At 69.4% G+C, this 21,654-nt stretch carries 21 protein-coding genes and 1 pseudogene; 11 read left to right on the top strand and 11 right to left on the bottom strand.

The window, feature by feature from the left end; translation table 11 throughout:
* The first annotated feature begins 85 nt into the window (after positions 1 to 85).
* Both C6N31_RS39720 and C6N31_RS39725 read left to right on the top strand, forming a co-directional pair.
* Positions 86 to 646, top strand: a complete 561-nt coding sequence (locus C6N31_RS39720) for a TetR/AcrR family transcriptional regulator (protein WP_138351636.1) — start codon at positions 86 to 88, stop codon at positions 644 to 646.
* Between the two features lie 708 nt (positions 647 to 1,354).
* Positions 1,355 to 2,551 carry a hypothetical protein gene (locus C6N31_RS39725; RefSeq protein ID WP_198359431.1) on the top strand — a complete coding sequence of 399 codons (1,197 nt, stop codon included), beginning with the start codon at positions 1,355 to 1,357 and terminating at the stop codon, positions 2,549 to 2,551.
* A 470-nt stretch (positions 2,552 to 3,021) separates the two neighbouring features.
* Here the strand turns inward: C6N31_RS39725 and C6N31_RS39730 are convergent, their stop codons facing one another.
* The 3 genes from C6N31_RS39730 to C6N31_RS39740 form a co-directional block, all read right to left on the bottom strand.
* Positions 3,022 to 4,470 (bottom strand): WGR domain-containing protein, encoded by a 1,449-nt coding sequence (locus C6N31_RS39730; protein ID WP_138351638.1) that lies wholly within the window; start codon positions 4,468 to 4,470, stop codon positions 3,022 to 3,024.
* Positions 4,471 to 4,676: 206 nt separating this feature from the next.
* On the bottom strand, positions 4,677 to 5,513 hold the full coding sequence (locus C6N31_RS39735) for an ABC transporter permease (protein ID WP_138351639.1): 837 nt from the start codon (positions 5,511 to 5,513) through the stop codon (positions 4,677 to 4,679).
* A complete protein-coding gene (locus tag C6N31_RS39740) occupies positions 5,510 to 6,514 on the bottom strand; it encodes an ATP-binding cassette domain-containing protein (RefSeq protein WP_138351640.1) in 1,005 nt (334 codons plus the stop codon). Before C6N31_RS39740 ends, C6N31_RS39735 begins: the two co-directional genes overlap by 4 nt.
* Before the next feature lie 121 nt (positions 6,515 to 6,635).
* On the opposite strand from C6N31_RS39740, the gene C6N31_RS39745 reads away from it, so the two are divergent.
* Positions 6,636 to 7,343 carry a TetR/AcrR family transcriptional regulator gene (locus C6N31_RS39745; RefSeq protein WP_138351641.1) on the top strand — a complete coding sequence of 236 codons (708 nt, stop codon included), beginning with the start codon at positions 6,636 to 6,638 and terminating at the stop codon, positions 7,341 to 7,343.
* A gap of 48 nt (positions 7,344 to 7,391) precedes the next feature.
* Here C6N31_RS39745 and C6N31_RS39750 read toward each other — a convergent pair whose 3' ends face one another.
* The gene (locus tag C6N31_RS39750; protein ID WP_138351642.1) at positions 7,392 to 7,583 is read right to left on the bottom strand and encodes a hypothetical protein; all 192 of its coding nucleotides are present in this window, start codon (positions 7,581 to 7,583) and stop codon (positions 7,392 to 7,394) included.
* Positions 7,584 to 7,789: 206 nt separating this feature from the next.
* Between C6N31_RS39750 and C6N31_RS39755 the strand changes: the two genes are divergently transcribed.
* The 7 genes from C6N31_RS39755 to C6N31_RS39785 all read left to right on the top strand — a co-directional run bounded on the left by C6N31_RS39755 (position 7,790) and on the right by C6N31_RS39785 (position 12,325).
* On the top strand, positions 7,790 to 7,969 hold the full coding sequence (locus tag C6N31_RS39755) for a hypothetical protein (RefSeq protein WP_138351643.1): 180 nt from the start codon (positions 7,790 to 7,792) through the stop codon (positions 7,967 to 7,969).
* Positions 7,970 to 8,240: 271 nt separating this feature from the next.
* The gene (locus C6N31_RS39760) at positions 8,241 to 8,732 is read left to right on the top strand and encodes a SigE family RNA polymerase sigma factor (protein ID WP_138351644.1); all 492 of its coding nucleotides are present in this window, start codon (positions 8,241 to 8,243) and stop codon (positions 8,730 to 8,732) included.
* A gap of 17 nt (positions 8,733 to 8,749) precedes the next feature.
* Positions 8,750 to 9,397: a hypothetical protein gene (locus C6N31_RS39765; RefSeq protein WP_138351645.1), complete on the top strand. Its 648-nt coding sequence runs from the start codon at positions 8,750 to 8,752 to the stop codon at positions 9,395 to 9,397.
* A 264-nt stretch (positions 9,398 to 9,661) separates the two neighbouring features.
* Positions 9,662 to 10,270, top strand: coding sequence for a hypothetical protein (locus C6N31_RS39770; RefSeq protein WP_138351646.1), 609 nt, complete (start codon positions 9,662 to 9,664; stop codon positions 10,268 to 10,270).
* 178 nt (positions 10,271 to 10,448) lie between these two features.
* Positions 10,449 to 11,345, top strand: coding sequence for an aminoglycoside phosphotransferase family protein (locus C6N31_RS39775; RefSeq protein WP_138351647.1), 897 nt, complete (start codon positions 10,449 to 10,451; stop codon positions 11,343 to 11,345).
* A 1-nt stretch (position 11,346) separates the two neighbouring features.
* Complete coding sequence (locus C6N31_RS39780; protein ID WP_187144676.1) at positions 11,347 to 11,928, top strand: hypothetical protein; 582 nt, start codon at positions 11,347 to 11,349, stop codon at positions 11,926 to 11,928.
* Positions 11,929 to 12,154: 226 nt separating this feature from the next.
* A complete protein-coding gene (locus C6N31_RS39785) occupies positions 12,155 to 12,325 on the top strand; it encodes a hypothetical protein (protein ID WP_187144677.1) in 171 nt (56 codons plus the stop codon).
* A gap of 45 nt (positions 12,326 to 12,370) precedes the next feature.
* Here C6N31_RS39785 and C6N31_RS39790 read toward each other — a convergent pair whose 3' ends face one another.
* The 7 genes from C6N31_RS39790 to C6N31_RS45770 form a co-directional block, all read right to left on the bottom strand.
* Positions 12,371 to 12,664, bottom strand: coding sequence for a DUF1330 domain-containing protein (locus C6N31_RS39790; RefSeq protein ID WP_138351648.1), 294 nt, complete (start codon positions 12,662 to 12,664; stop codon positions 12,371 to 12,373).
* Between the two features lie 112 nt (positions 12,665 to 12,776).
* Positions 12,777 to 14,237, bottom strand: coding sequence for an MFS transporter (locus tag C6N31_RS39795; RefSeq protein ID WP_138351649.1), 1,461 nt, complete (start codon positions 14,235 to 14,237; stop codon positions 12,777 to 12,779).
* 26 nt (positions 14,238 to 14,263) lie between these two features.
* Positions 14,264 to 14,722 carry a MarR family winged helix-turn-helix transcriptional regulator gene (locus C6N31_RS39800; protein WP_232486225.1) on the bottom strand — a complete coding sequence of 153 codons (459 nt, stop codon included), beginning with the start codon at positions 14,720 to 14,722 and terminating at the stop codon, positions 14,264 to 14,266.
* A 207-nt stretch (positions 14,723 to 14,929) separates the two neighbouring features.
* The gene (locus C6N31_RS39805) at positions 14,930 to 15,697 is read right to left on the bottom strand and encodes a phosphotransferase (protein WP_138351863.1); all 768 of its coding nucleotides are present in this window, start codon (positions 15,695 to 15,697) and stop codon (positions 14,930 to 14,932) included.
* A 304-nt stretch (positions 15,698 to 16,001) separates the two neighbouring features.
* Positions 16,002 to 16,442 (bottom strand): hypothetical protein, encoded by a 441-nt coding sequence (locus C6N31_RS39810; RefSeq protein ID WP_138351650.1) that lies wholly within the window; start codon positions 16,440 to 16,442, stop codon positions 16,002 to 16,004.
* Between the two features lie 180 nt (positions 16,443 to 16,622).
* A complete protein-coding gene (locus C6N31_RS39815) occupies positions 16,623 to 17,687 on the bottom strand; it encodes an LPXTG cell wall anchor domain-containing protein (protein WP_198359433.1) in 1,065 nt (354 codons plus the stop codon).
* Between the two features lie 1,329 nt (positions 17,688 to 19,016).
* Positions 19,017 to 20,447 (bottom strand): polysaccharide deacetylase family protein, encoded by a 1,431-nt coding sequence (locus C6N31_RS45770; protein WP_198359434.1) that lies wholly within the window; start codon positions 20,445 to 20,447, stop codon positions 19,017 to 19,019.
* Positions 20,448 to 21,308: 861 nt separating this feature from the next.
* On the opposite strand from C6N31_RS45770, the pseudogene C6N31_RS44680 reads away from it, so the two are divergent.
* Positions 21,309 to 21,568, top strand: a pseudogene (locus C6N31_RS44680) (protein phosphatase); the annotation flags it as partial.
* Positions 21,569 to 21,654 lie beyond the last annotated feature (86 nt).

The following is a 21,654-nucleotide window of genomic DNA, read 5'->3' on the forward strand; positions in this document are numbered from 1 at the left end:
TCAAATCAACGACGGCCCTGGCCACCAGTCACGCCAAACGCCGTTGCAGTACTAGAAGCGACGGATTCGCATTAAGGTGGATGGTATGAGCCCCCAGCCCATGACCCGCCCCGGCGGGCGCAGCGCCCGCGTACAGCAGTCCGTCCACACCGCGGTGCGTGACCTCGTCAGCGAGGTGGGCCGCGAAGGGCTGACCGTCCCGATGGTGGCCACCCGGGCCGGCGTGACGCCCTCCACGATCTACCGCCGCTGGGGCGACCTGCAAGAACTCCTGTCCGACGTCGCTGTCGAACGGCTGCGCCCGGAAACCGACCCCGCCGACCTGGGCAGCCTTCGCGCCGACCTCGACGCCTGGGCCGAGCAGTTCCTCGACGAAATGGCATCTCCCCCCGGACGCGCCTACATCCGGGACGCCCTGCTCGGCGACCCCGACGGCAGCAACGCCGGCCGCTGCTCGGTCTACGCCGCCCAGCAGATCGACACCGTCCTCAACCGCGCGGCACTACGCGGGGAACGGGCACCCGATACCGAACTGGTCATCGACCGCATCGTGGCACCGATCATGTACCGCATCCTCTTCCGCCCCGACAACCTCACCACCCACTACGCGCGCGAGCTCGTCACCAACGCCCTCCAACAACCCTGACAAACAGCCCCCGTGCACACCAGCCACAACGACGACCGTCGCCGTCGCTGCGGAGCACCGAGAGGGCTCTCGCACCCGCGCCGGCCCTTCGGCGCCCGCACCGCCCGCACCGGCGGAACCGCCCGCACCGGCGGAACCGAAGTCCGTGGCCCAGGAGTTCTCCACGGCGCCGGCAGAAGTACCCACGAGCGGCAGCGGCCGGACGGCGGCAGGCCGGAGGGGACGCGGCCGGAGCGCAGCAGCCGGCACGGCGGCCGAGGTGCGCGGGCCGAGGTGCAGCTGGCCGGCGGCCGCCCGCGGCGTGCTACAGCCGGGCACAGACGCAAAACGGCGCCGGACAGCCGAGACGGTGGGGCCGTGGGGGCGGCGGAAGCCGAGCTGCGACCGGTGACGGGCGCGGCTGCACCACGAGCACCGACACCTTCAACCGTCACCAGGCTCGGAACCGACGCGGCGGGCCATATCGACGCCCTCGCCGCCACCTTCGTCCAGCACGGCGAAGGCCGCCCCCCACCTTCCACGGCACGATCCACCACTACGCCTGACCGGCGCGGCCCGATACAAAGCGAGGCCGGCCGGACGGTCGTGCGGCAGACCCCGCTTCCGCGTCACCCGGGCGCCGACCTGACGCAGGATGAAACATCCGCCGTCGGCTGGGACGTCATAAGAGCAACGGGGTGCCGCACCCCGAGCCTGGGGGGTTACGACGTGGCTGTCGGCATACAAGTCCGAACTCTGCTCATCGGCGCGGTATCCGCGCTCGTCATCGGCGGGGGGCTACCCGCGACCGCCGCAGCGGCCCCCGCCGCCGCGCCGCGCTGGAGCGCGGCCGAACTGCCGGACGGCGACACCGTCCTGAGCGGTTCGATCCGACCTGACGCACACACCACGTGGACGGCCGGCTTCCGGCTCGGCGACGAGGACGGCAGCGGCTCGTTCCACCCCGTCGTCTACACGCACGACGACCGCACCGACGGGCCCTGGACCGCCATGCCGACCGCGCCCGGAGCGCTCGGCCGTGTCAACGCCCTGGCGGCGACCTCGGCCCGCGACGGGTGGCTGGTCGGCGACACCGACCGCGAGGGCGATCCCGTCATGACACAGCACTGGAACGGGCACACCTGGCGCGTCGAACCGGCGCCCGTGCCCCAGGACACGATCAGCGGTGGCCTGCTGGGCGTCGACGCCCTCACGCCGGACAACGTGTGGGCGGCGGGCTGGGCCCAGGTCCTCGACGAACGGATCCCCGACCCGGACGGCGGCCCGACCCAGATCATCGACCATTCCGAGGGCCTCGTCGAACACTGGGACGGACACACCTGGCACCGCGTGCCCCTGCCCAAGCAGTACGCGAACTGGGGCCTCAACGCGATCGCGGCATCCGGCCCGAACGACATCTGGGCCGTCGGCAGCGGCTACGGCGACGACGACCGGCCCGTCGTCCTGCACTACGACGGGCGCTCCTGGACAGCACTGCCGACTCCGCCCTACGGCGGCCTGTACGGCGAGTTCAACGACGTCATCGCCAAGGGCCCGCACGATGTGTGGGCGGTGGGCCGCACCCTCCTGGACGAGGACGACCGCGGCCACGCGCTGATCATGCACTGGAACGGCCGCACATGGACACCCCTGGACCGCCCCGCCGACGCCGGCCCGCTGACGGGCGCGGCCGCCACACGTGACGGCATCGTCGCTGTCGGCATGACCCACGACCGCGAGAACGGCTACGCACTGCGGGTCGCCGGCACCCGTGTGACGTCGCTGGGGTTCCCCGCCGGGACGGACGGGACGGCGTACTCGCCCTGGAAAATCTCCGCCGCCGGACGGGAAGTGACCGTCAGCGGCTCCCTGACCTCACCCAAGGAACAGTTCCCCCGCCCATTGCTGCTCAGCACCCGCCTCTGACACACCCACCCCTGACCCGGCCGCCGTGCCCCCGACGGTCCTGACAACCCGCCGGGGGCACGAGCGCGGGTGCGGGCGGCGGTCAGCAGGCTAGGGCCGGGCGCGGGCGCCCGGCCCTACCGTCGATGCCGGTCGACGAGGAGCACGGTGCCCTCGCGGAAACGTCCACCCAACTGCCGCACCCCGCACGAAAACCTCGTCACTCACGCCCGTAGGTACGCCCATCGCCGGAAACCCAAGGACCCGTACGGCATGCACCGGCCACCAGGCAGCGAGCAGTTCCAGCACACGGGGCGTTACCGGCCAGGCCGGCGGCCCTCCAGGAGTGGTAGCCGTCGCAACTCCGCTGGCCGTACGGCGGCGCAGTAGCACTGCATGGCCTGCAACTGGTCCAGCCACGGGCCGCTGGGGGCAGGCAGCGCAGCCCGGCCGGGAAGGGGAGCAGGAAGCCGGGAGCACCGTCCGCAGCCTTACACCAGCTGCTTTATCTCGCCCCGCACCCGGTAGAAACCGCCGGATGAGGTGTGCAGCGCGTCCACCACATAGCGGGCGCCGATCTGCCGCATTGAGCGCGGGAACTGAACGTGCCACGTCGGCTCAAAGCCGTCCGAGACGACGTGGACCCGCAGCCGCCCGCCGACCTGCACGCACTCCACGACGATCCCGGTCCCCGGCGCGGGCACCGCGCTCACCGTCGCCACGGTCGCCGCCGGGGTGTAGGTCGGCAGCGCGGCTGCTTCCTTGACATCCCTGGCCACCGGCACCGTGCCGGTCTGCGCCGCCGCGATCGCCGCCGCGCTCGCGTCGATGCAGGCCAGCGAGCCGTCCGTCGTCACGATGTACAGCTTCTCGTCCCGGTACTGCATCGAGAGCGCCGAGCCCCCGCCCGTGCCCAACTTCCACAGCCGGGTGCCGTCCGCGTCGAAACAGTAGACCGAGGAGGCGGAATCGCCCGCGAAGACGTACTGCCCGCCCTGGGACGTGGCGCAGGAGTACACCGCGGTGTCACAGGCGTACGTCGCCTCGATCCGGCCCGTCCCCTTCGACAGTCGCTCCACCACACGCCGCCCCGTGCCCGCGTACACAGCGGTGTCCTCCTGCCACCCGAACAGCACGTTCCCCGTGGTCCGGGTGTGCCACAACTCCCCGCTGCCGTCGGCCGCGTAGGCCGTCACCCCCTGGTTGTGCCCGTGGAAGACCGCACGGTCGTCCGCCCGCACCATCCACGCACTCGAACCCGCCGACTGGCGTGACCACTGGAACTCGTCCTCGTGGTCGATGACGGTCAGACCGCCGTTGCGGTCAGCGACGTTCAGCACGCCCTCGTGGATGTCCAGCCAGAAGATGTCCACGTCGTCGGCGATCTCATAGGCGGCGAAGGGCACCTTCGACGACAGGTCGTACACCTTGCCGTCGTCACACCCCGCATAGATCCAGAAGTCGTCCGCCACCAGGCACTTGACCCCGTCCGGCAACGAGAACCGGGCCAGCACCTCGCCGTCGTGGCCCAAGGTGTAGACATCGCCGCGCTGGTTCCCCACCCAGCAGCGGTCCTCGTCGATATGGATCCCGAAGGCCGAAGCGCCCGTACGGAACCGCCACAGCACCGGCGCCGTCGCCCGCGCCGTGGAGGGCGCCGAGGTCACCTGGCGTCGCGTCACCGCACGCGCGGCGCGCTGCCCCGCCACCGCCGGCGCGTATCCCTTCCGGACCTTCTCGCCTATCTTCTTCGCCGCCGCGGCCTTCGCCTTCTCCGCCGTGGGGAACGTCGAGACCTGGTGCTGTCCGCCCGCGCCGATCCGCCCGTATCGCACGGAAACCGTTGTGCCGTCCACGGTCACCTCGTAGAACTTGTGCGCCCCGCCGTCGTCCTGCGACAGCTCCAAATACGTCGTCACTTCCGCATGCGCAGCCGCCATGGCACACCCCTCCCCACGGACCGGCCAGTGCGGCCGATCTTCAATGATCTCAACGTAGCCGCCACCACTGACAAGCGGTCACACAAAGTGGTGACCACAGGTCAGGCTCAGCAGTGCGGCGTCGTTGCACACGACGTCGCCGCCGACCGACGCCGATGACCTCGACGATCTGACCCGCTCACCACCGGTGGCTGCCGAGCTGCGCGTCAGCTCTTGGTCGTGAACCTGTGGATGGCGATAGGCGCCATGAGCAGCGTGAGCCCGGCGCTCCAGGCGAGCGTGACCACCAGGCCGTGGGCGATCGGGCCGCCGATCATCAGGCCGCGGGCCGCGTCGGCCAGGCCCGACATCGGGTTGTACGCGGTGAAGGTGCGCAGCCATCCGGACATCGACCGGGTCGGGGCGAAGATGGAGGAGCCGAACTGCAGCGGCATCATGACCAGGAACCCCATGGCTTGCACGGACTGGGCGTTCTTCAGGGTGACGCCCAGCACCAGGAAGATCCACATCATGGCCGAGCCGAACAGGACGGCCAGCCCGACGGCGGCGAAGAGGCCGGCCCAGTTGGTGAACTCGAAACCGACCAGGGCGGCGACGATCATCAGGATGGTGGTGGCGACCAGCATCCGCAGGAGTTCCACCGAAATCTTGGCGATCAGGACGGAGGAGCGCCCGATGGGCATCGTCCGGAAGCGGTCCATGATGCCGTTGTGAAAGTCCTCGTTGAAGCCGGTGCCCACGCCCTGGGCGATGGTCATGCTCATCATGGCAAGCATGCCGGGGATCACATACTGCACGTACTGGTGGTGGCCGCCGCCGAGGGAATGGCCGATGGCGCCGCCGAAGACGTACACGAAGAGCAGGGTGAAGACGACGGGCATCAGGACGGCGTCGAACATCGACTCCGGGTCCTTCTTGATCCACAGCAGGTTGCGCCGGACCAGGGCGCCGGTGTGCCGGAGGCCGGCGCGCAGTCCGATGCGGTCGTCGGCCTCGCCCTGCTGGATGGCGGGAAGGTCTCGGGTGGGGATGGCGGTGCTCATGCGGCGACCTCCTGGTGAGCGGGGGCGGCGTCCTGGGAGATGCCGGTCCGGTGGCCGGTGACGGACAGGAACACCTCGTCCAGGGTGGGTAGTTCGGTGGTGATGTCGGCGAGGGCGACGCCGTGGGCGGCCAGGGTGCCGACGAGCGCGGTGAGCTGCTCGTCGCTCTGCACGGGAACGACGACGGTCCCGGTCTCGCGGTCGAACGCGGTCGCGGCGAGCCCGGTCAGGCCGGCGGCGTCGAGCTCGGTGGCCAGAGAGCTCAAGTGCAGCGGGTCGGCCGGGCGGATGCGCAGGGTGCGGCGGCCGACCTTGGCCTTGAGCTCGGAGACACCGCCGCGGGCGATGATCTTTCCGCGGTCGATCACGGCGAGTTCGGAGGCCAGCTGCTCGGCCTCCTCCATGTACTGGGTGGTGAGCAGAACGGTGACGCCTTCGCCGACCATGCGCCGCACCTCCTTGCGGGTGCGCGGGTCGAGACCGGTGGTCGGCTCGTCCAGGTAGAGGACGGCGGGTCGGCCGATCAGGGAGGCGGCGAGGTCGAGGCGGCGGCGCATGCCGCCGGAGTAGGTGCCGGCGGTGCGCTGGGCTGCCTCGGTGAGGGAGAAGCGCTCCAGGAGCTCGGAGGCGCGGCGCCGGGCGTCGGGCCGGGACAGGTCGAGCAGCCGGCCGATCATGTAGAGGTTCTCGATGCCCGAGAGCTTCTCGTCGACCGAGGCGTACTGGCCGGTGAGCCCGATCGTGCGGCGTAGCTGCCGGGGTTGGCGCAGCACGTCGCAGCCGGCCACGTAGGCGGTGCCGGCGTCCGGCCGGACGAGCGTGGACAGAACGCGGACCAGGGTGGTCTTGCCGGCCCCGTTGGGGCCGAGCACGCCGAGGACGGCGCCGGGGCGAACGTCGAGGTCCACACCGTCGAGCGCTGTGGTCGGGCCGTAGTGCTTGATCAGTCCCCGTACCTTGACGGCGAGGGCGCCGCTGGCGGGAGCTCGGGACGTGGGCATGGCGTGTCAGTTCCTTCCAGGAGGGGGTCGGGACCGGAGGCGAGAGGCGAGCATCCGGTTGCGTACATCGCGTACATCCAACCCATGCGTACAACGTACGCAGCGCGTACGATGAAAGCAAATGGTGAACTGGGAGAAAGCCGGACGACCGGCACGAGCGGCACGCGCTGCGCTGTCCTACGACGCGATCGCCACTGCGGGCATCGAGGTTGCCGACGGCCAGGGGTTCGACGCGGTGACCATGCGCAAGGTCGCCGACCATCTCGGCGCCGGCGCCATGTCGCTCTATCGCTACGTCGACAGCCGCGACGATCTGCTGGACCTGATGGCCGACCGCGTCAGCGCCGAAGCCATCGCTCCCCCGCGCACCGGTGACTGGCGCGCCGATCTGACGGGTGCGGCGCACATCCTCCGCGACGTCACGCTGCGCCATCCCTGGCTGACCCGCCACGCCATCACCGCGGGCGGCTTCGGGCCCAACACCGTCACCATGACGGAGTCCACCCTGACCCTGCTGGACGGCTACGGTCTCGACATCGACGAGATGCTCGACGTCTGGAGGACCCTGGTGGCCTTCGTCCAGGGGTACGCCTCGGCGGAGGCCCAACGTCTGGAGGCGCACCGGCGCCGTGCCGAGCAGCCCGCAGCGGACGGGGACGAGACCGGACCGTCCTACCTCGACACCGTCGCCGCCTCCGGCCGGTACCCACTGGCCTCCCGGGCGCTGCTGGGTCCGAAACGCCCCGTCGACCCCCAGCAGACCTTTGACCGACGCCTGGGCTACCTTCTCGACGGTCTCGCCCACACCTTCTTCGCGGGCCCTCGCTAGGACCGCCACCGGCCGGCGACCGACCGGCCGGCACGTCCGTGCTTGCCCTCAGGCGCGTCCTGCCGCCCGGACGGCGCGCTCGGTGCGCACCATCAGTTCGTCGCGGCGCAGGACGCTGTGCAGACCGGTGGCGTCGAGGAGTTGGTCGAGCGCCGTCAAGTCGTCGTCCGCTGGTGCCTCGGCGACGCTGCCGCGCAGGCGGCGCAGGTGAAGCGCAATGCGAGCGTCGGCAGATGACACGGATCGGCCGATGCAGGAGCTTGATGGGCAACCCGGCGCGACCTGTGGTCCATGAGCGGCGAGCGGCGCCGTCGGTATCCTGACAGGCGCCGTGCCCACCTGGGCCGCCTGGGACCTGATCACCTCCGGGGCATGGCGCTGCAGCGGCGATGCTGCGCGCCTTCCCCCTGGCTGTACCTATAAGGACCTGGAAGCCTCCAACGTCGGTGGCATGTTCGTCCCTCGTCGCCGGATTCCTTTACGCCCTCCTCGTCCTCCTGATCTACGTCCTCATCCCCGCAGCCCGCGGCATCCGCCTGCGCCGCCGGCTCATCGCCGCACTCCTGCCCGCAGCGCAGCCGGCAATGATCGTGGTCGCCGCCATCGCCATCGCCATCGCAGGATGAGCGGCACACACGCAAGCCCAGCGCTGCGGCACTCCCCCGTTGACGGGATCCACCCAACTGGCCGCCGCGCCCGCCCCGGGAACGAGATGAGGTGCTGGGTAGCCCCGGGGCGCGGGTGACCAGAGGCCCGGCCCTGAGGCCAGTCCATTTCGGTCGCGGGATACCGGATCGGCGAAGGGCAGGGCCCAGTGCAACAGAACGGGTCGGTCACGACGTTCTTCGGTGGAGCCGTCACGAAGTGCGGCCGGGGAGGGGAACAGTGATGAGACCCATGGAGGGCTCCTTTGAGGAGTACGTGCAGGCACGTGGTCCGGCCCTGCTCCGGCTTGCCTTTCTGCTGTGCTCGGATCGGCATCTGGCCGAGGACCTCACGCAGGACGTACTGATTCGGGTGTACCGGCAGTGGCGGCGCATCAGCGGCCTCGGTCATCCCGACGCCTACGTCAAACGGATGCTGGTCAACGAACATCTGAGCTGGCGCCGGCGCAGATCCAACGGTGAACTGCCTACCGCCGAAATGTCGTCCCCTGCGGAGCAGGGGGATGCCGCAGACACGGTGGTGCGGCGCCACGCCGCCGTGCACCTGCTAGCCGGACTACCGAAGCGGCAGCGCGCGGTTCTGGTGCTGCGCTTCTACGAGGACCTGACCGACCAGCAGATCGCCGAGGTGCTGCGCTGCTCTCCCGCGACGGTGCGCAGCCAAGCCTCCCGCGCTTTGGCGACGCTGCGCACCTCCCGCGGGCTCACCAGACAGGACGTATGAGAGTGAGGGACGAGAGCATGAACGACGAGCAACTGGGCGCCTTGGTGAGTGGGTCGCTTCGAGCACAGGCGGCAGACGCCCCCGGCGGGGCGCACTTGCTGCAGGCCGTGACCACGGGCGTACGGCGCAAGGCAGTGATCCGCCGGCGGTGGGTCGTCTCCTCAAGCGCAGCGATCGCGCTGGCAGCGGTGTCGCTGGGGCTCGGGCTGTGGTCCTCGGCCCGGCCGGGGGACGGCACCCAGCAGGCCGCCGCGCCCAGCCTGCGGCCCTCCTCCTTCCACCATTTGCAACTGGAGGTCCCGGCGAGCTGGGCGTTGAATCCGGAACCGTGCAGTCCGCACGGCCGGGACCGGGTCATCGACCATCCGGACCTGCTGCAGGTCCCCTGCCTGACGCCGCTCACCGAGGCAACGAGACTGGGACAACAGGTTCTGTTCAGCACAGGCAGAACGTTCTCCACAACCTATCTCGGCCCCGCGGCCACCACCCGCCCCATCACCATCGGCGGAGTGAGCGGAACGCTGTCCTCGAGCACCAACGAACAAACCGGCATGACCGAATTCGCGCTGGCGCTCCCGTCCCTGGACGTGAGCGTGCTGATCGACGTACGGTCCCCCGCCCTGGCTGAAACAATCCTCCACTCCGCCCGCGTCACAGGCCAGTGAACTGACCCCCGCTTCCCTCCGGAACCACAACCACCACCGCACGCGCACCGGACCGGCTCGTGGATACCAGCCGATCCGGTACGCGTGCTCGGCGGACAGCATGTGCGTCAAGCCCAGGGCCGGGCCGACCCTGCCGCTGCCGCTGCCCAGGACGGTGGCCGGCTCGAGACGGTGCGGTCGAGAGTGCCACGCCGCGCAGCTACGCGAGGCTGCTGCAGCCGTTCCGGAGTCGGCCCTGTCGGTGCTCAGTGGTAGGACAGCCTGATGACCCATAGCTTCGACAGCGCTGAAACCTTCTTCCAGGATGGCTGTCAGCTCCTACGCAATGACGCCGAGAGCAGAGGAACGGTCGAACGGTACTTCGAGGCGGCCGCGCACGCCGATCCAGAAATCGCATGGCGGGTCGCCAGGGAGTGGGCAGCCGTCGCCGACGGGCGCGCGGCTCCCTGGCTGAGACGGGCGATCACCTCGCTACCGACCCGCGCCGGCATCACCGTCGCGCCAGGGACACTGCCCATCGTCACCGAGCACGGCTTCGCCGTGCACCAGATCTGGCGGATCACGGTCGCGGCCGACGACCGCAACCGCGCCGTCGCCGCACTGGAGTCCGCCCGACCCCGCCTGATGCGTACCACTGACAGCGGTCAGGAACTGACTGCCACAGCATTCGAAGCGGCGCTGGCCCACGTGCACTTCTACAGCCCCAACAACGTCACGGTCCACGACAAGCGCACCGGCGACCCCGTCATACAGCTGAACTGCAAGGACGTCATCCTGCCGCTCATGGCCCGCACGGTGATCTGCATCATCACCGACGAGCTGGCCCGCGCGGGAGTCACGGCCTCGCTGTCCACACCAACCGAACCGGCATAGACGAGACACCTCCAACAGGCACTCAACTTGCTTCCTTTCTCTGAACTTGGGGGTCGGTTCGTCCCAAAGCCTCTGATCTGCCGCTCTCTGAAACCAAATCGGTGATGCCAGAGGAATCACAGCGAAATGTTCAGGAGCGAGAGCCCCTCCGCCTGCCGCCTCAGTACTGTGACTTCGCATGACCGACGCCGAGATCGAGATCACCGCCGACCTGGTCCGCGACCTGCTGCAGGAGCAACATCCAGACCTTGCAGGGCTGGCCGTCCGCGAGGTGGCGGGCGGCTGGGGCAACCAAATGTGGCGCCTCGGGGACGAGTTGGCCGTGCGCATGCAGCGCATGGACCCCACCCCGGAGCTCCAGCTCAAGGAGCGACGGTGGCTCCCCGTGCTGGCCCCGCGCCTGCCGCTCCCGGTGCCGATCCCGGTGCGGTTCGGCGAACCGTCCGAGCGCTTCCCCAAGCACTGGACGGTGATGACGTGGGTTCCCGGCGAGCCGCTGGACCACGGCTCGATCAGCCGCGGCGATCACGCGGCCGACACGCTGGCGGGCTTCCTCCGGGCGCTCCATGTGGAGGCGCCCGCCGAGGCGCCGATCGCTACGGACCGCGGTGCCCATCCCAGGAACTGCACGGACGGCTTCGAGAACTTCTTCCAGGCCGTTGCCCCCGACGACATCACTGCCGATATTCGGGCAGTCTGGGAAGACGCCGTTGCTGCCGACGCGTGGGAGGGCCCGCCGGTGTGGGTGCACGGCGACCTGCATCCCGCGAACGTCGTCGTCTCGGACGGAACGCTCTCGGGCATCGTCGATTTCGGTGACATGTTCGCCGGGGATCCGGCGTGGGACCTCGCCGCCGCATGGGTGCTGCTGCCCGCGGGCACGGCCTCACGGTTCTTCGACATGTATGCGCATGCAGACGAGGCGGCGATCCGGCGCGCCCGCGGGCTGGCCGCTTTGAAGAGCCTCTTCCTGATGGTCATGGGGCAGAACGGAGATCGGGGCATTCCCGGTGGCAAGCCGAATTGGGGACCTGTAGGCCGGGCGGCACTTGATCGCGTTCTGGAGGGTGTTTGATGTGCGCTTCTTTGAACTTGTTCTCGATCTTGACTACCTGCAGCAACGCTGGGACGAGGGCGAACACAACGCCAAGATCCTCCACCAGGAACTCGTCGGCAAGGGCTACCTGAGGCACTACCAGCGCGTGAAGATGGCTCTCGCACCCCTCAGGCGTGGCCCTACCCCTGAACGAGCCCGCGAACGACCGCCGTCCCCACGCGAAGCCGCACGCTGGATCATCACCGCCCCCGACCGGCACGGCCCGCAGACCGCCGAGCGTCTGCGCCGGCCGCTCGAACACTGCCCGGAGCTCAAGCGCACCCACGACCTGGTCCGCGAGTTCGCCGCCAGGCTCGACACCCGCGATGCCACCCCTCTACCGGACTGGCTCAGCTGGCTCAGACGACTCACCAACAGCGGACTGACGCCCCTCGCCCGCATCGCTACCGCCCTGCGCGAAGACCAACTGCGGTCGCCCAGGGCATCACCACGCCTCACAACCCCGGAGTCGACGAGGGCCGAATCACCGACGTGGAGCTTCAAAAGCGCATCATGGGAAGCCGTGCCGGCATCCCGCTCCTGCGTCATCAGGTCGTACTGATCGCCCACCTTCGCCGCCGCTACATGTGCTGAGGCTCTCCAACCTGACGCGGCGCGAGGCCTCCCGCCGGCTCAACCACGGCCACCACTTCGACGACTACCTCCTGCACGCTCCCATCACCGACCAGCACCCGAGCCCTAATCCGCACCACTCTGTCCCGCCTGTACCGCCCCGGAGGCACGTTCTACTTCTCCAACATCGCGACCCCGAACCCTACGCCGCCCTGATGACCCACGTCGGCCGCTGGAACCTCGTCGAACGCACCCCCGCCGACATCGAGGCCGACGTCCGTGCCGCCGCGCCGCCGGGAACCGTCGCCGGACTGGACATCACCGCCGATGCCACTGGCGGCCTGACGCTTTTCGTGTCGGTGCGGCGCGCTGACGAGCCGGGGTGATCCCCGCAGTCGGCTTCGTGTCCGTCGCCGACGCAGCCTCGATCGTCAGTCGAGGCCCTCGATGATGCGGAAGTCGCGCTCGACGCCGTCAGCAAGTACGGCCAGCGCCTCCTGGTAGGCCGCACTCGCGCGTGCGGCGACCGCCTGTTCGAAGCTGTCGAACTCGATCAGGATGGTGCGCTCGGCGATTCCGGCGTCGTGTGCGACGACCCGGCTGCCGCGGGAGAGCAGCCGCCCGCCCGCGGCCCTGACGGCTGGACCGGCCAGCTCGTCGTAGGCAGCAAGCCTCTTAGGATCTGCGATGGTGCGGTAGACGCTGACCCAGTAGCCCTTGGCCACGGTACCTCCTGTGTTCGGAATTGATGACCGGAAGCATGCTCAGATCCATGGCCGGCGCGCTGTGGGTCAGCGAGCCGACGGAGACGGCGTCGAAGTCGGACGGCTTCAATCCTCAGCTTCCGGTTCGACTCGACCGGCCCAGGCCGGGCACACCGACTGGGGCTGTGATCGGATTGGTCTCGGGTGAGCGTCGGCGGGCGAGGGCGAGGCTGGCCATCGTCGTGATCGCCATCGCGGCGACGCCGACCAGCGCCGCGGTCGTGTAGGCGTCGTCGTTCGGGAAGAGGCGGCCCGTGGCGGTGCCGGCGGCCAGGACCAGACCGCCGATGGCGCTGCCCAGGGAGTACCCGACGCTGCGGACGACGTAGTTGAAGCTCATGGCGCTCGACGTCTCGCTCGTGGGGGTGACGGCCAGGATGACGCCGGGCATGGCGGCCGAGAAGCTGCCGACGCCGAAGCCCAGCACGCCCATGGCCGCGAGCAGTTCGGCCAGGTTGGACCGGGCGGTGGCGAACAGGACGAACCCGCCGCCGACGATGGCGGCGCTGCCGGCCAGGAGCAGGGGGCCGTCGATCCGTTCGCGGACCCGCGGCGTGAGCTTGCCGGCGACGAACCCCAGCACGGAGAACGGGATGAGGACCAGCCCCGCCACGAAGGTGGTCAGTCCGAAGCCGTAGCCGGCGCTGTGCGGCGTCTGCGCGTAGCGGGTGATGAGCGTGAGCAGGAGGTACATGCCGCTCCCGCCGACGAACATGACGATGTTCGCCCCGGCGACCGCCGGGTGCCGTACGGCCCGGACGTCGACCAGGGGCGTCTTGGTTCGCAGTTCGGAAACGGTCCAGACGCAGAGCAGGAGTACGGCGGCGATAGCAAGGGTCACCGCCACGGCGAGGTGTCGGCTCCACAGGCTCCTCTCGCCGGCCAGGAACAGGACGAGGAGCAGTCCACCCGCCAGGACGAGCGCACCGGCCACGTTCACGTGAGCGGAGCGGCCTTCGGGAGCTGCGGGCATGGAGCGCCACGCGGTCACGAAGGCGATGGCGGTGACGAGCAGGCCGAGGCCGTAGGCGGCCCGCAGTCCGCCGAACTCGGCGAGCAGCGCGGCCAGCGGGTAGCCGACGCCGGCTCCGATGATGGAGACCACTGAGATCAGGGCGATCGTGGCCGCGCTTCGCTCCTCGGGAAGATGGTCGCGGGCCACGCCCATCATCAGCGCCGTGAGACCGAGTCCGACGCCTTGGGCCGCTCTGCCCACGAGCAGCCAGGCGAACGGCAGCGGCAGCGGCAGCACGGTGAGCGCGCTGCCGACGACGACGATCGCCAGCGTGGCGAGAATCGTGGCCCGCCGGTGCGGACCGGCGCCGAGCCGGCCGAGGACGGGTGTGGCGACGGCGCCGCTGAGCAGGGCGATGGTCAGCGTCCACTGCGCGCTGTCGAGGGAGACGTGGAACGTGGTCGCCACGCTGGTGATGAGCGGCGTCCCGAGGCTGGCGACCGCCGCCACGACCAGGGCGATGAACACCAGGGCGGGGACCAGCAGACGTGCCTCGGAAGGTATCAGGGCAGTACTCATGGGCTGGTCATGAGCCTGGGCCTCGGTCACCGGTCCGACTCCTCTCGGGCGTAGCTTTCGAGCTCCGCCAGATGCAGCAGCGCCGGAAGGGCTGCTGTCAAGGCCTCGACCTCGTCACCGGTGAGTTCGTCGACCAACCGCGCGTACGCGTCGACGCCCGCCTGGCGTCGCGTCCGGACGTACGACGCGCCGGCCTCGGTCAGGCACACCAGCGTGACCCGCTTGTCGGACGGATCGCCCTTCCGCTCGACCAGCCCGGATTCCTCCATCACCCGGACCAGGACGGTCATCGCGGGCTGGGTGACGCCCTCGGCCACCGCCAGATCGGTGATCCGTCGCGGGCCGGTCTTGTCCAGGGTGGCCAAGGTGGCGGCGGACGTCAGGCTCATGTCGCGGGGAAGGCGTCTCACTGCCCTGGTGGCCAGACCGTAGAGGGCTGACCCGATGGCATCGGAAGCGCCGTGCGCGGCGTCTCGGCGACTCATGCCTGAAGCATAGCAGCTTTATATGAATCCTTTATGCATCTCCCGATCGGGTTTCGGCGATACTCGACTCACAACGCGTTCGCGTCAAGGTTGACTCTGACGTCTGCCACGGCTGGCGTGCTCCCCTCGGTGTGGTTGGCGACGGCGCAAAGACGATCTTCGCTACGAAAATCTTGCCAGTGTCAGATACGGGTGTACGCCGACAGTTCAGGCCAGCAACGCCGCCGTGAACCTTTCCCGCTGGGCCGCGAGCCAGGTCTGGAGGCGGTCCCAGCGTTCCCAACCGCCGTGCCCGGCCAGTGCGTGAAGGTAGACGGGGTCACCGTCAGAGACGCGGCCGGCGACGAAGGCCCGGGCCACCTCGGTCGCCTCTTCGATCACTCCGGGCAGCTCGGCTCGGTCGTGGGGAGACATTCCGTAGCCGTCAGCCAGCAGCCGCAGCCGCGCTGGTGCATCCAGGCCGTCGGGATACTTGAGGGCAGCGGAGGTGGGATCCAGCGTCGGGACCCAGTAGCGCGCGGTCATCGCAACGTCCCAGACAGGCCGGCCCGGAGCGGCCAAGTCGAAATCGATCAGTGCGACGGCTCGGCCGTCGCGGAAGACGACGTTCTCCGGGCATACGTCGTTGTGGCACAGCATGGTGCCGCCCAGCGGGTCGGCCAGGTCCCGAGCCCAGTCGGCCGTGGCGTCCAACGGCACCAGCGCGCTCGCCTCGTGCAGGCGTCGGAGCAGACCACCAACCGATCTCAGGGCGGTTGCCGTCATGACCCATCGCGGAAACGGCGGCAAGGCAACGTCGCCGGGGACGAAGGTCAACTCCTCACGGCCCTCGGGGATGAGGCTGATCGGCATCGGACCACCGTCGAACCCGCGTTCCCTCAACGCAATGAGGTAGGCGTGAATGGCCTGCGCATTCCGTGGCGCGGGCCGTTCAACCAGCGCACCCCGGCGGAAAACCGCGCCCGCGTTCGCCATGCCACCGATCAGCGCTTCGCTGTCCACCACTCCCCCGTCCCATTCCCAACGGCGACCTCGCTGTCCCAGGCGGTCGCCCCTCGAAGCAACGCTACGAGGACAGACGAGTCACAGGGACACCTTGGGCACCCACTCGGGCGGCGGGTACCGTCTGCACCGCAGCCGGCGTGCGGTGCCGGGCACCGCGCGGTCCAGGCAGCCGAGCGCTCCGGCGACCCGTCATCGTGCCCTGCGCCGCGCGGCAACTGGCCGACGCGACGTGGGCGTCGGTTCAGCTGGTGGCGGGTGCACCGGTGAGACCCGGTCAGCGGCGGCCGGCGGCCAGGACGACGAGGAACTGACCGCCGCCCGCCTCGATGTCGGCGGTCACCGGCAGCCCCGGCACCAGTCGGGAGAACCGGTCCACCAGCCAATCCGCCGCCTCCTGGGCGTCCCGCTTGGTCGGACAACGACCTACCATCTCGCGGCCGCCCTTGCGCTCCAGCCTCCCGGCAACGGTGATCAGCGGCGCGGGCTCGACCACATACAGGCGCTCCGGCCAGGCGATGACCACCTTGACCGCGCCCTTGCGGCTGTTGCACCCGCGGTGCGCGAGCCGCTCGGCGACCTTGGCCTTCCGGTCGGCAGTCCGGCTGTCGACACTCGGCCCCCGCGGGTCGTTCACCGACTCGTCGGGATCGACCGGTTCGTCACATACCCAGCAGCGCCAGCCATCGCGCTCAGCCACATCATCAAGAAGACTCACCCCAGCAAACTAGCCTGCCCAGCCCCCACCCCACACACCAGGGCGCGCCAGCGCGCTTCAGCACTCTCTCGACCGTCTCCATCCTCACCGGGGACGGCGTCTCGTGTTGAGACGCCGTCCCCCCACATTTCTGATCTCAGCAGCGGCTGTCGAGTGTCGGCGCCGGTGCCGGTGCCGGCGTCAGTGGCTGCGGCTGCGGCTGCGGCGCCTGCCGCGCGTGGCCAGCAGCAGGCCGCCGCCCACTGCCGCGACCGCTCCTGCTGCGAGGAGCGCGGGTCCGGTGTCGGCCGCTCCCGTGTCCGCGAGCTGGTCGCCGGGCGGGGTGGCAGGCGTGGTGCCGCCGGGGCCCGGGCTGGGGGCCGAGATGGTCGGCTTGGCGGTCGGCTGCGCGGCCTTGTCGGAGACGTGGACCACCAGCGCCGTGCTGTTGTCGTTGATGTCCTGCTCCGACGGCGCACGGTCGGAGGTGACGCGTGCCTCCCGGCGTTGTTCCTTGCCGAGTGCCGCGGGGAAGACAGTGAAGCGGAAGGTGAAGGTGATCGATCCGCCAGGCGGTACCGATGTCTTGGGGTTACACATCAGGCCGTGGCCCTCGGTGGCGGTGCCGCAGCTCTTGTCCTGTTTCCCGTAGAGCTCCATCTGTGCCGGGTAGTCGGACGGGCCGCTGGTGATGATGTACGGGACGCCGGCCTCCGCGCCGTGGTTGGTGACGACCAGCTTGGTGGTCACCGGTGTGCTGCCGGGCTGCACCGGGGTGGTGGGGCCGGTCCACTTGACGCTCCAGTCCGCGCCCGGCTTGACCAGCACCACCTGCCGGGCGGTGTTGTCCTCCGGATGGCTGTCGACCGCGTCGCCGATGTCGGCCGACGCGGTGATCGTCAGCTCGGTGCCGACCGGCACATCGTCCGCCACCTGGATGGTCGCTCCCGGCTCACCGGGAGTGCAGGCGATCTCTCGCTGGTTCGCCGACGTCGCCTTGCAGTTCCGGTCCGCGTTGGGGACGAGAGTCATGCCCTTCGGCAGGTGCACCAAGGTGCGGAATGTGTCCAACGTGCCTGACTTCAGGTGGCCGAAAACGTCCAGATCGAACTGCCGGCCGGGCGCAACCTGCGGGTTGTAGAACTGCAGACTGACCGTGGCGTCCACCGGGTCGGCAGCCGCCCGCGCCTCGACCGCCGGACCGGCCGCCAGCAACAGCACCGCCAGCCCGCACCCGGCCAGAAATGCTTGTGTACGCCGTCCCATCGGAACCCCCTTGCCCGTTGACCACAGGGCCCACGCGGCCGTGTGTTCACTGCAAGACACCCCATGGCCAAGGAAAGTTGTACGCGACGCCTCCTTCCCATGCCCACCGGGGGCCCCACCGTGCAATGGCGCGGAGGCAGCTGCCGATGTGACGTCTTTCGTGGCCGCAGCACAGTAGAGAGTGAGCCATCTGGTCATCGGCAGCAGTCACTCGCACGATGCCCAGAAGGCGCGATGGGAAGGGAATTCTGGCGGACGATCCAGATGGGCGATACAAGCCGACCACCGGGCGCCACAGTTGAGGCTGCGCGCGTTCCCCGATCGGGAGCCGGAAGTCGAGGCATAGCGCACGCCAGGAACAGATGATCTCCGCCAGCACAGCCTCCGTGAAGCACCGTCCAGGGGAGATGGCGAAAGGCCGTGGGTTCGCGTTCCCCGAAGGGGGATCGAAGTCGAACTGCATTGATCGGAATGGCTTCCCTCTGTAAGGATGTCGTCCATGACGAACCGACGAAAGGCCGATGGCGCGTAGACCGCCAGGCCAGGTGCGCGCCAAGCTGTCGCGCAGGCTCCGCCCGGAGCATGGCAGGAAGACCGTTTCTGGGGTCTCGGCACGCACACAGAGCGAGATTGCCACGTTCGAGGATTCACATCTGTGGCCGGGGGCCATCGCCGATGCGGTGACGCGATGGATCGGCACCGTTCACGGGCCGGCCCGTGGGCTGAGAGATCCTCAGCTCCGTGGCTGCGGAGTTGAGGCGTGCTGCCCCTCTGACCCTCATCCACGGGAGATGCTGGAGCAGGCGCTGTGCGGACTTCCGCCAGGATCGTCGCGGGAGCTCCGGCGACGCGTGCATCCGCTTGACGAGTTCTACCGTTCCCGCACGATCATGGACTCCTATGGCGATCCGTCTCAGCCATGGTGGATGCGGAGATGCTGAACCTCGTACAGGGGGATGCCACGTAAGCGCCCCTCCGCCGTCCGGCCGGAGTCCGGATCATGCCAGCGGTGCGGCACCAGGCAGGAGTACTGCGAACGGTATGACGCAGCGCTGTGCGTGGTGTGCGACCGGTGGTGTGAAGGCGTCTGCGATGATCCTCATTGCACGTATTGCCGACGACGGCCCGAACGACCAAGCCTTGCCGTGGAACACGTCCCTACAGAGGCCGTCTTGCGTCGGGCGGCCCGGCTGGCCGCCCGACGATCACTCTGGTCCCGGCCGAGCGGGCCGTGAGGAGGCGGTCGGTCTCCTGGTCCGCAAGGCTCCAGGACAACCTTCTGCCGCAGTGATCAGCGCGTCGGGCCGTTGAAGGTCCCGCCCCGGTCCCTCACGTGAACTGGGCCACCGTGACGAGGGAGTAGCCGCGGGCGCTCAGAGCGGAGAGGACCGTGGGCAGTGCGTCCGCGTCCAGGGTGCTGCCGTCGTCCGGGTTGGAGCCCACGTGCATGAGCACGATCTCGCCGGGCCGCAGGTTGGCCAGCACCCTGTTCACGACGGTGGACACGCTCTGGCCGCCGGAGTTGCCCTTCCAACCGAGCGTGTCGACGGTCCAGTTGATCGATGCGTAACCGAGGGCGTTGACGATGGAGAGGGTCCGCGCGTCGCTGGCGCCGAAGGGGAAGCGGAACATCGGCCGCGGATCGTAGGCGGCGCCGGCTTGGACGGCGACCTGGGTGCGCAGGATCTGATCGCGTACGGCGGCGTCGCTGAGGGTCGTCAGGTCGGGGTGGGAGAAGGAGTGGTTGCCGGTCGGGTAGCGCAGCCGGAGCAGCCGGGTGTCCTGGGGGAAGGCGTTGGTCCATGTCCCGGTCAGGAAGAACGTTGCCGGCGCGCAGGCGTTCTGCAGGGCGTTGAGGATCTTGGGCAGGCCGGCGGCGTTGGCCCCGGCGTCGAAGGTCAGTGCAACCACCTTGGCTCCGGTCGGCAGCACGGTCATGTGCCGTCCCGCGAGCGACGCGGCAAGCGGGCGGCCGCCGCGCTCGCGGACGAGGGTGGAGGCGGTGGAAAGGCCGATGTCACAGGCGTTGCCGAAAGCGAACGACACGTTCGCCACGCCGCTGGTGTTGCTGTTGCGCAGATACCAGTTGGCGCCGCGCATCACGCCTGGGGTGAACGTGCCGTTGCCGTCCCAGTCACCGGCCACGGGGCGGTCGCCCGCGCTGCCGTAGGTGAGGGTGGTGTTCGCTATGCCGCTGGTGTTGCTGTTCCTCAGGTACCAGGTGTCGCCCCGCACCACACCCGGAGTGAACGTGCCGTTGCCGTCCCAGTCACCGGCCACCGGGCGGTCGTCCGCACTGCCGTAGGTGAGCGCGATGTCGGCCACACCGCTGGTGTTGCTGTTACGCAGGTACCAGGTGTCGCCCCGCACCACACCCGGAGTGAAGGAGCCGTTGCCGTCCCAATCACCGACGATCGGTATGTCCCCGCGACTGCCATAGGTGAGCGTGATGTCGGCTATGCCGCTGGTGTTGCTGTTGCGCAAGTACCAGGTGTTGCCGGCCACCACGCCCGGTGTCAGAGTGCCGTTGCCGTCCCAGTCACCTGACATCGGCAGGTCCCCGGAAGTGCCGTAGCTGAACGTCGTGGTGGCGGGGTCGCTGCTCAGCGAATCACGCACATACCAGGTGTTGCCCCGCACGATCAGTGGACGGGTCGCGGTCGTAGCAAGTGCCGCCTGCGCGCTCACCTTCAGTCTGCCGGTCGTCCCCCGCGACGCCGCGCCGGGGTCCATGCCGACCGCTGCGGGTACTGCGAACACCGCTGCCAGCGCAAGAGCTATGACACCCGTGCCAGTCCGCATCCCAATCACCTCTCGGGGAAGCGCCCGGCCGCCCGGACCCGGGCGCCCAGGCGCTGCTCTCTCGGATCCGACGGGCGCGGCACGTCCGGACCGTAGGAGCGTGGCTTGTCATCCGTACGGGCGGCCGACCGCCGCCTCGGGTTTCGCTCGGACGCCGACCGTGCTCGGGAACAATCACCGGTACTGACTCCGGAATAGCTAGTGCGGCGCTACTGCAGGCGCACTGGACCCAGAAAGATCAAAATTCGCCTACCTTTCCGCCCCTTCCCCGGCGACGCGGTGGTGTCGCCTGGGCCCGGCCGTCGTCCGGGGCGCCGCACCCTGGTCCTCAGCCGGGACGCCCGCTCCCGCTGGCCGTCACCTGATTAATGTAGTACCCGAGCTGTCGGGTGAGGGGATTCCCATCACGCCATTACCGAGCAAAAGGCGTCACCACCACCGCCACCGCCACCCAACCGCTCTCGCGTATCAAATGTCAGTCCTCATTCATAGGATCACGGAGCATGTCCGCCGACCGTGCATAGAGCAGCCCGGTCAACGCAATCTGTGACGGCCGCACCGGCGGACAGGGTGGGGGGTGCCCGGTGCGGTGCACACGCCACCGTTCGTCACGGTCGCCGAAGGGGCCTACTCACGCGCACCGCACCGCACGTGCGTCCGTCGCACCGCCCACGCAGGGCCGGCTCAGGCAGTGCTGCCGGCCCAGCTCACCGGGTCCAGGCCCCGTCCACGCCCTGGTGTCTCGCCCTCGGCGGGGCTGGCACGGGCCCGTACGGCCCATCGCGGCGCGGACGGCCCCGGCCCGATGGGCCGACACAGGCCCTGCAGCGCTATGACGTCCAGCCCACGCAGAGGCCCGGCGAGTGGGAGGAACGGTACTGGAGCCCGGTCAACGCGCCCGTCCTCGACCACGACGGCAAGGTCGTCCTGATCGTGCACCGGGTGGAAGAGGTCACCCAACTCATCGCGGCCCGTGGCGCACCCGACGGCAGCCGAAGCAGGGTCCTGGAAGGCGAGCTCTACACCCGCGCGAGGGAACTGCAGAAGTCAACGACCGACTACGCCAGGCACACACCCGCGTCACCTGAACTGGAAACGACCACGAGCTGCTGCGGGAAGCCGGATACGAACACACCGAACAGCGAAACGACCCGGCAAAGGCCTG

The organism is Streptomyces fildesensis (genome assembly GCF_016107395.1).
GTDB classification, from domain to species: domain Bacteria; phylum Actinomycetota; class Actinomycetes; order Streptomycetales; family Streptomycetaceae; genus Actinacidiphila; species Actinacidiphila fildesensis.

Coding starts and splice junctions, on each gene's coding strand:
- C6N31_RS39760 (WP_138351644.1), top strand. CDS start 8,241: ATGGAGGGCTCCTTTGAGGAGTACGTGCAGGCACGTGGTCCGGCCCTG.
- C6N31_RS39730 (WP_138351638.1), bottom strand. CDS start 4,470: ATGGCGGCTGCGCATGCGGAAGTGACGACGTATTTGGAGCTGTCGCAG.
- C6N31_RS39795 (WP_138351649.1), bottom strand. CDS start 14,237: ATGAGTACTGCCCTGATACCTTCCGAGGCACGTCTGCTGGTCCCCGCC.
- C6N31_RS39745 (WP_138351641.1), top strand. CDS start 6,636: ATGGTGAACTGGGAGAAAGCCGGACGACCGGCACGAGCGGCACGCGCT.
- C6N31_RS39775 (WP_138351647.1), top strand. CDS start 10,449: ATGACCGACGCCGAGATCGAGATCACCGCCGACCTGGTCCGCGACCTG.
- C6N31_RS39815 (WP_198359433.1), bottom strand. CDS start 17,687: ATGGGACGGCGTACACAAGCATTTCTGGCCGGGTGCGGGCTGGCGGTG.
- C6N31_RS39740 (WP_138351640.1), bottom strand. CDS start 6,514: ATGCCCACGTCCCGAGCTCCCGCCAGCGGCGCCCTCGCCGTCAAGGTA.
- C6N31_RS39800 (WP_232486225.1), bottom strand. CDS start 14,722: ATGAGTCGCCGAGACGCCGCGCACGGCGCTTCCGATGCCATCGGGTCA.
- C6N31_RS39720 (WP_138351636.1), top strand. CDS start 86: ATGAGCCCCCAGCCCATGACCCGCCCCGGCGGGCGCAGCGCCCGCGTA.
- C6N31_RS39770 (WP_138351646.1), top strand. CDS start 9,662: ATGACCCATAGCTTCGACAGCGCTGAAACCTTCTTCCAGGATGGCTGT.
- C6N31_RS39765 (WP_138351645.1), top strand. CDS start 8,750: ATGAACGACGAGCAACTGGGCGCCTTGGTGAGTGGGTCGCTTCGAGCA.
- C6N31_RS39805 (WP_138351863.1), bottom strand. CDS start 15,697: ATGGCGAACGCGGGCGCGGTTTTCCGCCGGGGTGCGCTGGTTGAACGG.
- C6N31_RS39735 (WP_138351639.1), bottom strand. CDS start 5,513: ATGAGCACCGCCATCCCCACCCGAGACCTTCCCGCCATCCAGCAGGGC.
- C6N31_RS39785 (WP_187144677.1), top strand. CDS start 12,155: ATGACCCACGTCGGCCGCTGGAACCTCGTCGAACGCACCCCCGCCGAC.